The sequence below is a fragment of the Micromonospora sp. S4605 genome (assembly GCF_003176715.1).
Taxonomy (GTDB): Bacteria; Actinomycetota; Actinomycetes; order Mycobacteriales; family Micromonosporaceae; genus Micromonospora; species Micromonospora echinaurantiaca.
On record NZ_QGSW01000169.1, the window covers coordinates 31,060 to 45,304 of the forward strand.

Below are 14,245 nucleotides of genomic sequence, written 5' to 3' on the forward strand. Positions count from 1 at the left end.
GTGACGAACGGAGATGATCGTGGGTAAGGCCGGCAAGGGCGGCAAGCGGCCGTCCATCTGGGCGGGTGTGCCCCGGTGGGCCCGCGTCTGCACCGTGTTCGGCGCCGTGCTGATGCTGCTCAGCGGGGCGGTGCTGGTCGGCGCGGAGGCGCTGATGGCTCGCTACGAGGGCGCGGTGGGCAAGGCCGACCTCTTCGGCGACCAGGCCGCCGGCGCGAAGGAACGCAAGAGCGACATCAAGGGTCCGCTGAACATCCTGCTGGTGGGCATCGACCCGCGCAACCCGGAGACGCCGCCGCTGGCCGACTCGGTCATGGTGCTGCACGTGCCCGCCACGATGGACCGGGCCTACCTCTTCTCCATGCCCCGCGACCTCATCGTGGAGATCCCGAGGTTCAGCAAGGCCGACTTCAACGGCGGCACCGACAAGCTCAACGCCGCCATGTCGTACGGCAGCCGGGTGCCGGGGAAGAACCCCGACGCGGCCCGCGGTTTCGAGCTGCTCGCCATGACCGTGCAGGACGTGACCGGGATCAAGCGCTTCGACGCCGGGGCGATCATCAACTTCACCGGCTTTCAGAAGATCGTCGACGCGATGGGCGGCGTCGACATGTACATCGAGCGCGAGGTGCGCTCCGAGCACCGGGAGCCGGACGGCAAGCACCGCAAGGGCAACCCGAACGGTGAGGGCTACATCGGCCCGCAGGCGGTCTACAAGAAGGGCAACCAGCACCTCAAGGGCTGGCAGGCGCTGGACTACGTCCGGCAGCGCTACCCGAAGAACGGCGTCCCGGACGGCGACTACGGCCGGCAGCGTCACCAGCAGCAGTTCGTCAAGGCCATGGTCGGCCAGGCGTTCAGCGCTGACGTGGTGACCAACCCGCTCAAGCTGGACCGGGTGCTCCGGGCCGCCGGGCAGTCGCTGATCTTCAACGGCCGCGGCCACAGCGTGGTCGACTTCGGGCTCGCGCTGAAGAACATCCGTCCGGAGACCATCCAGATGGTGAAGCTGCCCGGCGGCGGGGTGACGGAGAACGGCAAGTACCGCGGCGAGGCGTTCAAGCCCGAGGTGGACGACTTCTTCACCGCGCTGCACAACGAGCAGTTGGACGCGTTCCTGCTGGAGCACCCGGACTTCCAGAACAAGACCAAGTAGGGCGTGGCGTAGCTCTCGCCACCCGCCTTGGGGGCGCTCCGGCGGCGGGACTAGACTTTCGGCAATCCGCCGCCGCAGCAAGGAGACAGCGTGGCACAGCAGCTTCACGTCGAGCTCGTAGCCGTCGAGGAGAAGGTCTGGTCCGGCGAGGCCGAGATGGTCGTCGCCCGGACGACCGAGGGTGAGCTGGGTGTGCTGCCGGGGCACGCGCCGCTGCTCGGCCAGCTCGCCGAGCCCGGGCAGGTACGCATCAAGCTCGCCGGCGGCGAGCAGGTCTCCTACGAGGTGGCCGGCGGCTTCCTGTCGGTGAGCGCCGAGGGCGTGACCGTCCTGGCCGAGAGCGCCACCCCGGTATCCGCCGCGCAGAGCCGCTGAGCCGTACCGCCGATGGAGATCGTCGAAGGGATCGGAATCGGCATCGCCGTGATCCTCGGCGCGCTGCTGATCCTCTTCGTCCGGCGAGCGGTGGTCACCCGTAGCGGTGGCATCATCCGACTCAGCGTCCGGGTCTCCACCATGCTCGACGGCCGTGGCTGGTCGCCCGGCTTCGGCCGGTTCGTCGGCGACGAACTCCGCTGGTACCGGATGTTCAGCTTCGCCCTGCGCCCCAAGCGGGTGCTGTCGCGCAAGGGCCTGGCGGTCGAGCGCCGCCGCCTTCCCGAGGGTCAGGAGCGGCTCTCCATGCCCGCCGACTGGGTCATCCTCCGGTGTACCAGTCACCACGCTCCGGTCGAGATCGCCATGGCGCGATCCACCGTCACCGGATTCCTCTCCTGGCTCGAGGCCGCCCCACCCGGGGCGGTCTCGCCGCGTCTGGCCTCCCAGGACTGGCCCGCGGCCTGACCCCCGCTGCTGCCGACCGACCCGGCCAGCCGGACGGTCAGAGCAGCATGTCCGCCACGAAGCAGGCCACCGCGCCCTCGACGTCCCGCCCGATCCAGGTCGGGTACGCCCCGTCGCCCCACCCGCTGAGCCAGAGCACCATCCCGCCGTCGCCGGCGCGCAGGTACGCCTCGTCCCCGAACCCGAGTTCCCGCCACGTGTCGATCCGGCCGGCGGCCTCGTCGGCGTCCACGAAGCAGGCCATCCCGGCGTCCACGCCGAACCCGAAGAACTCGTCGTGGCCCAGGTCGATCGGGTCCTGCCCCGGTCGCAGCGCCATCTCCCAGCTCCGTACCGGCCGGTCGGTGACGTCCAACCGAGCGGCCGCCACGCGCAGGTGGCGGGGGTCGTCGCCGATCCGGGCCAGGCTGAGCGTCACCGGGTAACGGCCGGGCGGAACGGTGACGGTGTACGGGACGGCATCATGCTCCAGCCACGCCGGGTCGGTCGCGATCAACCGCCCGGACGGCAGGTGGACGTCGCCGACCTGGCGTACCTCCAGCCGGGCCCGCTCGGCGCCGCCGGCGACGGTCCGCTCCGATCCCTCGACGAAGAGGTTCTCGACATCTCCAGGCGCCATCGGCCGGGGCGGTCGCCAGGGCGGTTCCCCGTCCGACGTCACGGGCAGCCCGTCGGCGGCGGCTGCCACGAGCCGGACGCCCGCGGCCAGGCCGAGCAGGTCGTGCCAGACGCCGAAGGCCGGCCGGGGCGTCCGGGGTGCCGCCTCGATCCGGGACGTGTCCAGCCGACCGCCCCGGTCACCCTGCGGTTCGTCGATGTCGTGCCGGCGGCCGTTCAACCGGTACGTCGTGGCGTGCCGAGCCGCCACGTGCGGGAACTCGTGCTCGCCGATGCTGTCCGGGCCGTTCCAGGTGCGGCGGCAGCGCAGGAACAGGTCGCCGTCGGGCGTCCGGCGCCACTCGTCGGCGGCCACCCGTCGCCCCCGGTGGTCGAAGCGGGTGGTGCCGCAGTAACCGTCGGCCCACGACATCGCCAGCACGCATTCCGGCCGGCCGTCCGCCAGCAGCAGCACCGCGTACGGCGTGCCCGCCGCGTCGCGCGCCTCGGCTTCCGTCCGACTCAGTGGGTTGACGACCGATCCGTCCCAGCCGTCGGCGTACACCACGTTTCGGGTATCCGTCACCGGCGTACCCTAGCGGCGGCACGCCGGTCGCCGCCGCCCCGGTCTAGTCGACGGCGGCGACCAGTTCGACCTCGTACCCCTGGTTGTCGGTGAGGTAGGCGGCGTGAGTTCCCGGCCCGCCGGCGTGCGGATGGCGGTCGGGGAAGAGGAGTGTCCAGCCGTGCGCCGGCGCCGCGGCGACCAGCCGATCCACGGCGGTCGGCGGGCCGGCGTGGAAGGCCAGGTGGTTGAGGCCCGGGGCGAGCCGGTCGTGCCGCCGCCCGGAGAGCGCGGGAGACTCCTCCAGCACCAGGTAGGTCGGGCCGAGCCGCCAGGAGCGGCCGGCCGGCCACTCCTGGAACGGCGTCCAGCCCAGCTCGCCCAGGAGCCAGCCCCAGCTCCGGCGGGCGGCCGTCAGGTCGGGTACCCAGATTTCCACGTGGTGCAACCCGCCCACGCGGGAAAGGGGCGGTGTCGGCGGCTGCGCGGTCAGCGCTTACCGCCGGGAACCCATAGCACATCTCCGTCCGGATTTGCCGTTCTTGACAGGATGAACAGCAGGTCGGAGAGCCGGTTGAGATACTTTGCCGGGAGAGTGCTGGTCCGCTCGGAGTCATGGCTGACCAGGGCCCACGCCGCACGCTCGGCGCGCCGGGCGGTCGTCCGCGCCACGTGCAGCAGCGCCGCGCCAGCGGTGCCGCCGGGGAGGATGAAGGAGTCGAGCTTGCTCAGGCGTGCGTTGTACTCGTCGCACCAGCCCTCGAGGCGCTCGACGTACTCCTCGGTGACCCGCAGCGGCGGGTACTTCGGGTCCGGTTCGACCGGGGTGGCCAGGTCGGCGCCCACGTCGAACAGGTCGTTCTGGACGACGGCGAGCACCGCCCGCAGCTCGTCGTCGAGCTGGCCCAGCGCCAGCGCCACGCCGATCGCCGCGTTGCACTCGTCGACGTCGGCGTACGCGGCGATCCGGGGATCGGTCTTCGGCACCTGCTCGTTGTTGCTCAGCCTGGTCATGCCGGCGTCGCCGGCCTTGGTGTAGATGCGCGTGAGGTGGACGGCCATGACGCACAGCCTACGGATACCGGACCTGACGATCCCGGCGCGGCCGGACCCCGCCGCCGGCTGGCCGGCCGGGGTGGGCCCCGGCGACGCGGGCGACCCGGCGGTCAACGACGTCGACGTGATCCGGGTGAACGGCGGCGCCCGGCTGGCCGGCACGGTGCACGTGGTGGGGGCCAAGAACTCCGCTTTGAAGCTGATGGCGGCCGCGCTGCTCGCCCCCGGCCCCAGCGTGATCACCAACGTGCCCCGGATCACCGACATCGCGATCATGGGGGAGGTGCTCCGCCGGCTCGGCTGCGCGGTGCGCTTCGACCCCGACGACCCGGTCGACCCGATGGTCGCCCGGGGCGGGGCCGCCCGCTCCCTGTCGGTCACCATCGACGTGCCCGACCAGCCGGACACGGCGGCCGACTACGACCTGGTCCGCCGGCTGCGCGCGTCGATCTGCGTGCTCGGCCCGCTGCTCGCCCGGCGCGGATACGTGCGGGTGGCCCACCCCGGCGGTGACGCGATCGGCTCCCGCGGCCTGGACATGCACATCTCCGGGCTGACCCGGATGGGCGCCGAGATCTCCGGCGAACACGGCTTCGTGATCGCCGCCGCGCCGCACGGCCTGCACGGGGCCGACATCGTGCTCGACTTCCCCAGCGTCGGGGCGACCGAGAACCTGGTGATGGCGGCGGTGCTGGCCCGCGGCCCGAGCGTGATCGACAACGCCGCCCGGGAACCGGAGATCGTCGACATCTGCACCATGCTCAACCAGATGGGCGCCCACATCTCCGGGGCCGGCACCTCCACCCTGCACATCGAGGGCGTGTCCGACCTGCGGCCGGTGCGGCACGCCACGGTGGGGGACCGGATCGTCGCCGGCACCTGGGCCTTCGGCGCGGCGATGACCCGCGGCGACGTGACCGTGACCGGGGTGGACCCGGCGTTCCTCGAGGTGGCGCTGGACAAGGTGGTCTCGGCCGGTGGCCTGGTGGAGACGCGGGCGGACGCCTTCCGGGTCCGGATGGACGACCGGCCGCAAGCGGTGGACGTGGTGACGCTGCCGTACCCCGGCTTCGCCACCGACCTGCTGCCGATGGCGATCGGGCTGGCCGCGGTCAGCGACGGCGCCTCGCTGATCACCGAGAACATCTTCGACGGGCGGTTCATGTTCGCCAACGAGATGATGCGGCTCGGCGCGGACATCAAGACCGACGGCCACCACGCCGTGGTCCGGGGCCGGGAACGGCTCTCCGGCGCCCCGGTGCAGGCCACCGACATCCGGGCCGGCGCCGGGCTGATCATCGCCGGCCTCTGCGCCGACGGGGTCACCGAGGTCTCCCACGTGCACCACGTGGACCGCGGCTACCCGGACTTCGTGGCCGACCTGCGGGCGCTCGGCGTCGCGGTGGAGCGGGGCGTCGCCCCGGAGGAGCCGGCGGTCACCATCTGAGTGCCTTAGCAGTCGTTCAGGCTCGCCGACAGACTGGCTGGTCATGCCCGCACGGCCCTCGCTGCGCCCGGTGCGTTCGGTCATGACTAGGGTGCTGGCAGACATTCATTCAGGCGAGGGAGTAAGCAGATGGCGGGTCGACTCGCGGTCGTCGGGGCCGGGCTGATGGGCTCGGGCATCGCCCAGGTGGCGGCGCAGGCTGGCTGGCAGGTGACGCTGCGGGACCTGGACGACGCGGCCACCCGGCGCGGCCTGGACGGCATCCGGAAGTCGCTGGAGAAGTTCGCCGAGAAGGGCAAGATCGAGGCGTCCGAGGTCGAGGCGACGCTGGGCCGGATCACCCCGACCACCGACCTGGAGGCGGCCGCGGACGCCGACATCGTGGTGGAGGCGGTCTTCGAGCGGCTGGACGTCAAGCACGAGGTGTTCCGGGCGCTGGACAAGATCTGCAAGTCGGACGCGGTGCTGGCCACCAACACCTCGGCCATCCCGGTGACGCAGATCGCCGCGGTCACCGAGCGCCCGGAGGCCGTGGTCGGCACGCACTTCTTCTCGCCGGTGCCGATGATGAAGCTCTGCGAGCTGGTCCGCGGCTACAAGACCAGCGACCAGACGCTGGCCACCGTGAAGGCGTTCGCCGAGGAGATCGGCAAGACGGTGGTCGTGGTCAACCGGGACATCGCCGGCTTCGTCACCACCCGGCTGATCGCCGCGCTGGTGGTGGAGGCGGTCAAGCTGGTCGAGTCCGGTGTGGTGTCGGCGGAGGACCTGGACACCGCGTGCCGGCTCGGCTTCGGCCACGCCATGGGCCCCCTGGCCACCACCGACCTGACCGGCGTGGACGTGCTGCTGCACGCCTCGAAGAACATCTACACCGACACCGCGGACGAGAAGTTCTTCCCGCCGGAGCTGCTCCAGCGCATGGTCACCGCCGGCGACCTGGGCCGCAAGACCGGCAAGGGCTTCTACACGTACTGACGGTGGCGCGCCCCCGGCCGCTCAACGGACCGCTCCCGCCACCGCGGGGGCGGTCCGCCGCAGTCCGGCGGTGAGCACCAGCGTGGCCGCCAGCGCCGCCGCGGCGAGCAGCGCGACGGCCCGGTTGGCCGGGACCAGGTCCGCGACCGTGCCGGCCAACGCGGCGCACACCGCCTGCCCGGCCATCATGCCGTTCTGGTGCAGGCCGAGCACCTGGCCCCGGGCCTCGGGTGGGGAGTGGGCGATCAACCGCTCCTGCAACGGCAGTCCGCCGGCGAAGCCGACCGACGCGACCAACGCGACGACCATGGCCAGTGGCAGCGGCGGTGACAGCAGGAACACCAGGTACGGCACCGCGAGCAGCAGCCGCAGTCCGGGAACCCACCGCTCCCGGCGGGCTCCGGTCAGGAACCGCCCCACCACCACGTCACCGATCAGCATGCCGAGGGCGGCGGCGGCGAACAGGAACCCGGCGCGGTCACCGGCGTACGGGACGAAGAGCGCCTCGCACCCGACGACCAGGCCACCCGGCACCCACAGGTTCAAGAAGAGGGACCGCCGGCCCGGGTCCGCCCAGAGTTCCCGGTTGACCCGCAGGGTGCGCGCGACCGTCGTCCGCTCGGTGACCCGGACCGGGCGTTCGGACAGCCCGAACCAGCCCACCGCGGCGGCCACCGCCCGGAGCACCGCGGCGAGCAGGAACACCTGGTACGGGCTCAGCCACACGAGCAGGGCGCCGGCCAGGCCGAACCCGGCTATCTGCATCACCCCGACGCTCGTGTTCATGGTGGCCCGGGCCAGTACGTAGGCGTCGGCCGGCAGGATGTCGGTGAGCAGCGCCCACCTCGCCCCACCGGTGATCGAGCCGACGTACGCGCTGACGAAGATGATCGTGAAGCGGGCCCACAGTGGCAGCCCGGGCACCGCCTGCACCGCCGCTCCGACGGTGACCAGCACCGCGGCGAGGGTGAGCGCCCGGCGCGGAGGCAGGCTGTCCGCGGCCGACAGCAGCGTCAGGCTGCCGAGCACGCCGGCCAGCGGTGCGCCGAACATGCTCAGCGCGGTGAGCAGCGCCGAGCCGGTCGACGCGTAGGTCAGTGCGCCCAGCGCCAGGGCCGACGTGGTGTGCCCGGCGATCCCCGCGCAGTTGGCCAGGAACAGGTTGCGGAACTCGCGGGCGGCGAACAGGTCTGCGTACGTTCTCACGGGCACGATCGTGCGGGGCGCCGGGTGGTATCCCGTAGAGTTACGTCCGGAGGCGAAACGTGGGCGTCTGGCAGGTGCCATCGGATCTGCTCGCGCGCAGCCGCTTCACGGTCTCCCCGATGGTCGACACGGTCGCCGCGCTGCGCGCGCTGTACGACGCCCGTACTCCCTGGCAGCGGGCCTGGCGAGGGCCGCACGTCGAGGCGTTCCGGCGGATGCTGGGCGCCCGGCCGGTGGCCCGGGCGCTGCTGCCCGCGTCGTTCAACCCCCGGTGGGTCGCCGACTTCCTCACCATCGCGCCCGCCTCGCCGGAACCGACGTTCGCGGCGGAGCTGGCCGCCGTCGGGCGGTTGCCCGACGAGCGGATCCGGGCCGACCTGCGCGCCACCCGCCCGGAGCCGCTCGCCGCCGAACTGCTGGCGGACGGCCTCACCGGGCAGGTGGTGGAACTCCTCGACTGGGTCTGGACGCACACCGTCGAGCCGGAGTGGCCGGAGCGGGAACGCCGGCTCCGGGCGGACATCGTGGCCCGTACCGCGGCGTTGAGCAGGGGCGGCTGGGCCGGAGTGTTCGCCGACCTCAACCGCAACGTGCGCTGGGTGGGCGACGGCCGCCTCCAGGTCAACGACTACCCGGAGCCGCCGCTGTCGCTGAGCGGGGCCGAGCAGCTGTTCCTCGTCCCGGCGCACTGCGGGCGCGGCTGGGTGGTCTGGGACCGGCCGACCCGGTTCGGGATGGTGTACCCGGCGCGCGGGATCCTGGTCGATCCCACCTCACCGGCGCCCGACGGGCTCGCCCGGCTGATCGGCGCGAACCGGGCCAACATCCTCGCCCGGCTGGACACCCCGCTGAGCACCTCGCAGCTCGTGGTGGTGACCGGGCTGTCCCTCGGGACGGTCAGCGACCACCTCCGGGTGCTGCTGGACGCGGGAGCGGTCAGCAAGCGGCGGTCCGGGCGCGAGGTGCTCTACTGGCGTACGCCGCTCGGCGACGCACTCGCCGCCAGCGGCTGAGCGGAGGCTCGGCCCCGGTCGCCCCGCCGGGTCAGCCGTCGCGCTTGGTGGTCCAGCGGAAGGTGGTCAGGCAGAGCACCAGGCCGACGACGCACCACACGGCGAGCACCAGGGCGACCCGACCCAGCTCGAACGATCCGGCCGGCTCCTGCGCGCCGAAGCTCTCCGGCAGGAAGACCGACCGCAGGCCCTGGCACATCCACTTCAGCGGGAAGATCGCCGCCACCTGCTGCATCCAGGACGGCAGCTCGGTGAAGACGAAGAACACCCCGGAGATGAACTGGAGCACCAGCGCCACCGGGGTGACCACCGCCGACCCGCTGCGCGCGGTGCGGGCCAGCGACGAGATGGCGATGCCGCACAGGGTGCAGGCGGTCACACCGAGCACCGACACCCAGCCGAAGGTCAGCCACTTCGCCGCGGTGCCGGGCAGCTCCAGGTCGAACAGCGCCACCGAGACGGCGAGCAGCAGCACCGTCTCCGCGACGCCGATGGCGACCACCATCAGCACCTTGCCGGCGAACCACACCCACTTCGGCATCGGCGTGCCCCGGTAGCGCTTGAGCACTCCCCGGTCGCGCTCGATCGGGATCCAGATGCCGAGGTTCTGGAAGCTGACGGTCATCAGGCCGGTGGCGATCATCCCGGTGATGAAGTATTGGGTGTAGCTGACCCCGGGGGCGATCTCGTCGCTGAAGATCGCCGCGAAGATCAGGATCATGATGACCGGGAAGCCCATCGTGAACACGACGGACTCCCGGCTGCGCAGGAACTGGGTGATCTCCAACCGGCCCTGCCGCAGGGCGAGGGCCGCCGGGCCCCGCCGCCGCGCCGGTGCCACGGCGGCCCGCGGGGCCGGCTTCATGGTGGCGGTCATGCGTGTCCGATCATGGTGAGGTAGATGTCCTCCAGGGTCGGCCGGGTCACCGTGAGGCCGGGCACCTCGCCGCCGAAGCGCGCGGCCAGCTCCGCCACCAGCGCCGTCGGCGTGGCGCTCTCGACGCTCTCCAACGCCCCCTCCGGCGTACGCCAGGAGACCGTGGCCAGCGCCTCCTGCCGGTTGCCGAGCCGGTTCGGCGCGGCGACCTCGACCAGCCGGCCGCCAGCGATCACCCCGACCCGGTCGGCCAGCGCCTCGGCCTCGTCCAGGTAGTGGGTGGTCAGCAGGATGGTGGTGCCGGCCGCGGCCAGGTCCCGGATCAGCTCCCAGAACTCGCGCCGCGCCTCCGGGTCGAAACCGGTGGTCGGCTCGTCGAGGAAGAGCAGCTCGGGCCGGCCGACGATGCCGAGCGCCACGTCGAGCCGGCGCTTCTGGCCGCCGGAGAGGGTGTGCGTGCGGGCCTTCGCCTTGCCGGCCAGGCCGACCCGCTCGACGACCTTGTCCGGGTCGTCGGCGTCGGCGTAGAACCCGGCGAAGTGGCGGACCACCTCGCCGACGGTCAGCTCGTCGAACTCGCCGGTGCCCTGCAGCACGATGCCCACCCGGGAGCGCCAGTCCGCGGCCGGCTGCGCCGGATCACTGCCGAGCACCGAGACCTCGCCGGCGTCCCGGCGCCGGAAGCCCTCCAGGATCTCCACCGTGGTGGTCTTGCCCGCGCCGTTCGGGCCGAGCAGGGCGAACACCTCGCCCCGGCGCACGTCGAGGTCGACGCCCGCCACCGCGACGGTGTCCCCGTACGCCTTGCGCAGCCCCCGGACGGAGATCGCGAGCTCGTCATCCATGCCGTCAAGTGTGCGACCTGGGCGGCGGGGCCGGCCGGCCGGGGGTGTGGTGGTCCCCGCCATGCCGGGCGGTTGGCACCCGGACGTCCCCTCCATGGAGCTGTGTGGTTTTCCACAGCGCCGGTGACTGAACGGTAACTTAGACTCCGGCCATGGACGAGAAGGCTCCCCCCGGCCGGCTGCCCGAGCGCGACCGCCCCTGGGTGATGCGCACCTACGCCGGGCACTCCTCGGCCGCCGCGACCAACGCGCTCTTCCGCCGCAACCTGGCCAAGGGGCAGACCGGCCTGTCGGTCGCCTTCGATCTGCCCACCCAGACCGGCTACGACCCGGACCACGAACTCGCCGCCGGCGAGGTCGGCCGGGTCGGGGTGCCGGTCGCCCACCTCGGCGACATGCGGGCCCTCTTCGACGGCATCCCGCTGGCCGAGATGAACACCTCGATGACCATCAACGCGCCGGCGATGTGGCTGCTCGCCCTCTACGGCACGGTCGGCGCCGAGCAGGGGGCCGAGCTGGCCCGCTGCGCGGGCACCACGCAGAACGACATCATCAAGGAGTACCTGTCCCGGGGGACGTACATCTTCCCGCCGGCGGCGTCGCTGCGGCTCACCGCGGACGTCATCGCGTACACCCTGCGCGAGATGCCGCGCTGGAACCCGGTCAACATCTGCTCGTACCACCTCCAGGAGGCCGGCGCGACGCCCGTGCAGGAGGTCGGCTTCGCGCTGGCCACCGCGGTCGCCGTGCTCGACGCGGTACGCGACTCCGGCCAGGTGCCCGCCGAACGGATGGGCGACGTGGTGCAGCGGATCTCGTTCTTCGTCAACGCCGGGGTCCGCTTCGTCGAGGAGATCGCCAAGATGCGCGCCTTCGGCGCGCTCTGGGACGAGATCACCCGGGACCGCTACGGGGTCGAGGACCCGAAGCAGCGGCGGTTCCGCTACGGCGTACAGGTCAACTCGCTGGGGCTGACCGAGGCGCAGCCGGAGAACAACATCCAGCGGATCGTGCTGGAGATGCTCGGCGTCACCCTCTCCCGGGACGCCCGGGCCCGCGCCGTGCAACTGCCGGCCTGGAACGAGGCGCTCGGCCTGCCCCGGCCGTGGGACCAGCAGTGGTCGCTGCGCATGCAGCAGGTCCTGGCGTACGAGTCGGACCTGCTCGAGTACCCCGACCTGTTCGCCGGCTCGCACGTGATGACCGCGCTGGTCGACGAGATCGTCACCGGGGCCCGGGTCGAGCTGGCGAAGGTGCTGGAGATGGGCGGCGTGGTCACCGCCGTGGAGACCGGCTATCTGAAGAGCGCGCTGGTCGCCTCGCTGGCCGAGCGGCGGCGCCGGATGGAGGCCGGCACCGACGTGGTGGTCGGCGTCAACCGGTTCACCGAGACCGAGCCGTCGCCGCTGACCGCGGCCGGTGCCGAGGCGATCGAACAGGTGGACCCGGCGGTGGAGAAGTCCGCCGCGGTCGCCGTCCGCGAATGGCGGGCCAACCGGGACGCGGCAGCGGTCGACGCGGCCCTGGCCCGGCTCCGCGCGGACGCCGCGACCAGCACGAACCTGATGCCGGCGACGCTGGAGTGCGTGCGGGCCGGGGTGACCACCGGCGAGTGGGCCGGCGCGCTGCGGCAGGTCTTCGGCGAGTACCGGGCGCCGACCGGGCTGGCCGGTGGCGCCGGGGCCGGCGCGGACGCCGGGCTCGCCGGGGTGCGCGAGCGGGTCGCCGCCACCGCCCGCGAGTTGGGCAGTGGCCGGCTGCGGCTGCTGGTCGGCAAGCCCGGCCTGGACGGGCACTCCAACGGCGCCGAGCAGATCGCGGTACGCGCCCGCGACGCCGGCTTCGAGGTGGTCTACCAGGGCATCCGGCTGACCGCCGGACAGATCGTCGCCGCCGCCGTCGAGGAGGACGTGGACCTGGTCGGGCTCTCCGTGCTCTCCGGCTCGCACCTGGCCGCGGTGCCCGCGGTGCTGGACGGGCTGCGTGCCGCCGGCCGGTCGGACCTGCCCGTGGTGGTCGGCGGCATCATCCCGGCGGCCGACGCGGAGCAGCTGCGCGCCGCCGGGGTGGCCCGGGTCTTCACGCCGAAGGACTTCGCCCTCACCGGCATCATCGACGAGCTCGTCACCGTGGTTCGGCAGGCCAACGGTCTGCGCTGAGGCCCCCGCCGTCACCGACCACCGGGGCGGTGGCGGCGGGTCAGCGCTGGTTCTCGCTCAGGCCGGTCAGCGCTGGTCGTAGGTGATGCAGTCGGCCATGTCGTTGTCCGGGCCGACCTTGATCGCCGGTGCGTGGCACTCCAGCTGGTCGTTGTGCCGGCAGTCGGCCCGCTGGCAGGCGCCGACCTGCGCGATCAGGCCGTCCACGCCGGCCTGGACGGCGGGCATCTCGATGAACGTGTGGCAGTGCGCGTGGTCCATGCTGCCGATCGTGATGGCGAACGCGTGGCAGTCGCCGGTGTGGTTGTAGGCGCACGCCGCGACCACGCACTCCTGGACGCGGGGCATCTCCATCGCTGCGGTCATGCCGACCTCCTCTAGTCTTGCGTAGATTCTAGGGATTTGCCGGCCTTCCTGATCGGGATTCAGCCCTGCCCGAGCACTTCCGACAGCGGGGCGGGCTCCAGGCCGCGCTCGGCCAGTCCGGCCAGGATGTGCGGCAGCGCCTCGTCCGTCATGGGCGCGTTCGCTTCCGTCACGTGCAGGATGATCACCGAGCCCGGACGGACCCCGGTCAGCGCCGCCCGCACCACCGGCCGCCAGGACTTCGCGAACGGATCGCCGCTGACCACGTCCCCGTCCACCACTGTCAACCCGAGCGGGGCCAGCGCGGCGAGCGCCTTGCGGTCGTGACACAGGCCGGGGAAGCGGAAGTAGCGGGTCTGCCGCCCGCCGTACCCGGCCACCAGGTCGAACGTCCGGGCCACGTCGGCGGTCATCTCCCGCTCGGGGACCCGGGGGAGGCCGTAGCAGTCCGGGGTGAAGGCCAGATGCCCGTACGTGTGGTTGGCCAGCTCGAAGCGCGGGTTGGCGGCCAGCCGGCGGGTGAGCGCCGGGTACTGCTCGACCCACATGCCGGTGAGGAAGAAGGTGGCCGGCACCCGCTCCCGCTCCAGCAGGTCGATGATCTTCAGGTTCGCGTACGACCGCACCGCGCCGCTGCGCAGCTGGCGCCGCATCGCGTCGGTCATGTCCGCGTCGAAGGTGAGCGCCACCTTGTTCCCGGTACGCGGTCCGTGGTCGACGACGGGGGGCAGGCTCCCGACCGGGGTGGCGCCCGGCAGTCCCGCGCCGATCCCGGGCCGGGCGGTGACCGGCGGTGCCGAGGCGGGTGCCGATGCCGGCGGCGTGGCCGGCGCCGGGGACTGCGTGGCGGGTACGGCCGCCGGCATCCGGACCATGCCGGCGCTGGCCGGCGCACGGAGCGGGCTGGGGCCGGTCAGCAGGGCGGCCGCCGCGACCACGGCGGCGAGGACCGCGACGAGTGGAACGCGGGGAATCTTCACGGGCACCGCAAGATGATCGCAGCGTCGCCTCGGCTCGTGTGGCCCGGACCAGCGGGCCGGTGGTTGGAAGCGGCCGGTGACGGTGGGGGCGGACGCTCCGGTCTCGGGTCGTGGCCCGCAACCGACCTTGCGGTCAGCCGGGGCGCAGGAGGGGGCG

General features: G+C 72.7%; 15 protein-coding genes. 7 read left to right on the plus strand and 8 right to left on the minus strand.

Annotated features, from left to right (window positions below; genetic code table 11):
- Positions 1-13: 13 nt before the first annotated feature.
- The 3 genes from DLJ47_RS12560 to DLJ47_RS12570 all read left to right on the plus strand — a co-directional run bounded on the left by DLJ47_RS12560 (position 14) and on the right by DLJ47_RS12570 (position 1,999).
- A complete protein-coding gene (locus DLJ47_RS12560; RefSeq protein ID WP_109900208.1) occupies positions 14-1,156 on the plus strand; it encodes an LCP family protein in 1,143 nt (380 codons plus the stop codon).
- A 90-nt stretch (positions 1,157-1,246) separates the two neighbouring features.
- Positions 1,247-1,531 (plus strand): F0F1 ATP synthase subunit epsilon, encoded by a 285-nt coding sequence (locus DLJ47_RS12565; protein WP_088992202.1) that lies wholly within the window; start codon positions 1,247-1,249, stop codon positions 1,529-1,531.
- Between the two features lie 12 nt (positions 1,532-1,543).
- On the plus strand, positions 1,544-1,999 hold the full coding sequence (locus tag DLJ47_RS12570) for a DUF2550 domain-containing protein (protein WP_109900209.1): 456 nt from the start codon (positions 1,544-1,546) through the stop codon (positions 1,997-1,999).
- A 37-nt stretch (positions 2,000-2,036) separates the two neighbouring features.
- On the opposite strand, the gene DLJ47_RS12575 is transcribed toward DLJ47_RS12570, so the two are convergent.
- The 3 genes from DLJ47_RS12575 to DLJ47_RS12585 are packed head-to-tail and all read right to left on the minus strand — an operon-like array spanning position 2,037 to position 4,223.
- Complete coding sequence (locus DLJ47_RS12575; RefSeq protein ID WP_146228085.1) at positions 2,037-3,182, minus strand: DUF4241 domain-containing protein; 1,146 nt, start codon at positions 3,180-3,182, stop codon at positions 2,037-2,039.
- 43 nt (positions 3,183-3,225) lie between these two features.
- A complete protein-coding gene (locus DLJ47_RS12580; RefSeq protein ID WP_393347055.1) occupies positions 3,226-3,600 on the minus strand; it encodes a VOC family protein in 375 nt (124 codons plus the stop codon).
- Positions 3,601-3,650: 50 nt separating this feature from the next.
- Positions 3,651-4,223: a cob(I)yrinic acid a,c-diamide adenosyltransferase gene (locus DLJ47_RS12585; RefSeq protein ID WP_109900212.1), complete on the minus strand. Its 573-nt coding sequence runs from the start codon at positions 4,221-4,223 to the stop codon at positions 3,651-3,653.
- On the opposite strand from DLJ47_RS12585, the gene murA reads away from it, so the two are divergent.
- Together murA and DLJ47_RS12595 are read left to right on the plus strand one after the other, a co-directional pair.
- Positions 4,222-5,664, plus strand: a complete 1,443-nt coding sequence (gene murA, locus DLJ47_RS12590) for a UDP-N-acetylglucosamine 1-carboxyvinyltransferase (protein ID WP_109900213.1) — start codon at positions 4,222-4,224, stop codon at positions 5,662-5,664. The genes DLJ47_RS12585 and murA overlap by 2 nt on opposite strands.
- 129 nt (positions 5,665-5,793) lie before the next feature.
- A complete protein-coding gene (locus DLJ47_RS12595; RefSeq protein ID WP_109900214.1) occupies positions 5,794-6,642 on the plus strand; it encodes a 3-hydroxyacyl-CoA dehydrogenase family protein in 849 nt (282 codons plus the stop codon).
- Between the two features lie 21 nt (positions 6,643-6,663).
- Here DLJ47_RS12595 and DLJ47_RS12600 read toward each other — a convergent pair whose 3' ends face one another.
- The gene (locus DLJ47_RS12600) at positions 6,664-7,848 is read right to left on the minus strand and encodes an MFS transporter (protein WP_109900215.1); all 1,185 of its coding nucleotides are present in this window, start codon (positions 7,846-7,848) and stop codon (positions 6,664-6,666) included.
- A gap of 119 nt (positions 7,849-7,967) precedes the next feature.
- Here DLJ47_RS12600 and DLJ47_RS12605 point away from each other — a divergent pair, with 119 nt between their 5' ends.
- Entirely contained in the window at positions 7,968-8,861 is an 894-nt protein-coding gene (locus DLJ47_RS12605) for an ArsR/SmtB family transcription factor (protein WP_233257802.1), read from the plus strand.
- A gap of 31 nt (positions 8,862-8,892) precedes the next feature.
- Here the strand turns inward: DLJ47_RS12605 and DLJ47_RS12610 are convergent, their stop codons facing one another.
- Complete coding sequence (locus DLJ47_RS12610) at positions 8,893-9,738, minus strand: ABC transporter permease (RefSeq protein ID WP_109900217.1); 846 nt, start codon at positions 9,736-9,738, stop codon at positions 8,893-8,895.
- Entirely contained in the window at positions 9,735-10,583 is an 849-nt protein-coding gene (locus tag DLJ47_RS12615; protein WP_109900218.1) for an ABC transporter ATP-binding protein, read from the minus strand. Before DLJ47_RS12615 ends, DLJ47_RS12610 begins: the two co-directional genes overlap by 4 nt.
- 152 nt (positions 10,584-10,735) lie before the next feature.
- Between DLJ47_RS12615 and DLJ47_RS12620 the strand changes: the two genes are divergently transcribed.
- Positions 10,736-12,742, plus strand: coding sequence for a protein meaA (locus DLJ47_RS12620; RefSeq protein WP_109900219.1), 2,007 nt, complete (start codon positions 10,736-10,738; stop codon positions 12,740-12,742).
- 66 nt (positions 12,743-12,808) lie between these two features.
- Here DLJ47_RS12620 and DLJ47_RS12625 read toward each other — a convergent pair whose 3' ends face one another.
- Entirely contained in the window at positions 12,809-13,108 is a 300-nt protein-coding gene (locus tag DLJ47_RS12625) for a DUF1540 domain-containing protein (protein WP_109900220.1), read from the minus strand.
- A gap of 59 nt (positions 13,109-13,167) precedes the next feature.
- Entirely contained in the window at positions 13,168-14,094 is a 927-nt protein-coding gene (locus tag DLJ47_RS12630; RefSeq protein ID WP_233257803.1) for a polysaccharide deacetylase family protein, read from the minus strand.
- Between the last annotated feature and the right edge of the window lie 151 nt (positions 14,095-14,245).

Excerpts from the sequence above, each read along its gene's own strand:
- DLJ47_RS12560 (WP_109900208.1), top strand. The coding sequence starts at position 14 with ATGATCGTGGGTAAGGCCGGCAAGGGCGGCAAGCGGCCGTCCATCTGG.
- DLJ47_RS12570 (WP_109900209.1), top strand. The coding sequence starts at position 1,544 with ATGGAGATCGTCGAAGGGATCGGAATCGGCATCGCCGTGATCCTCGGC.
- murA (WP_109900213.1), top strand. The coding sequence starts at position 4,222 with ATGACGCACAGCCTACGGATACCGGACCTGACGATCCCGGCGCGGCCG.
- DLJ47_RS12585 (WP_109900212.1), bottom strand. The coding sequence starts at position 4,223 with ATGGCCGTCCACCTCACGCGCATCTACACCAAGGCCGGCGACGCCGGC.
- DLJ47_RS12595 (WP_109900214.1), top strand. The coding sequence starts at position 5,794 with ATGGCGGGTCGACTCGCGGTCGTCGGGGCCGGGCTGATGGGCTCGGGC.
- DLJ47_RS12605 (WP_233257802.1), top strand. The coding sequence starts at position 7,968 with ATGGTCGACACGGTCGCCGCGCTGCGCGCGCTGTACGACGCCCGTACT.
- DLJ47_RS12610 (WP_109900217.1), bottom strand. The coding sequence starts at position 9,738 with ATGACCGCCACCATGAAGCCGGCCCCGCGGGCCGCCGTGGCACCGGCG.
- DLJ47_RS12615 (WP_109900218.1), bottom strand. The coding sequence starts at position 10,583 with ATGGATGACGAGCTCGCGATCTCCGTCCGGGGGCTGCGCAAGGCGTAC.
- DLJ47_RS12620 (WP_109900219.1), top strand. The coding sequence starts at position 10,736 with ATGGACGAGAAGGCTCCCCCCGGCCGGCTGCCCGAGCGCGACCGCCCC.
- DLJ47_RS12625 (WP_109900220.1), bottom strand. The coding sequence starts at position 13,108 with ATGACCGCAGCGATGGAGATGCCCCGCGTCCAGGAGTGCGTGGTCGCG.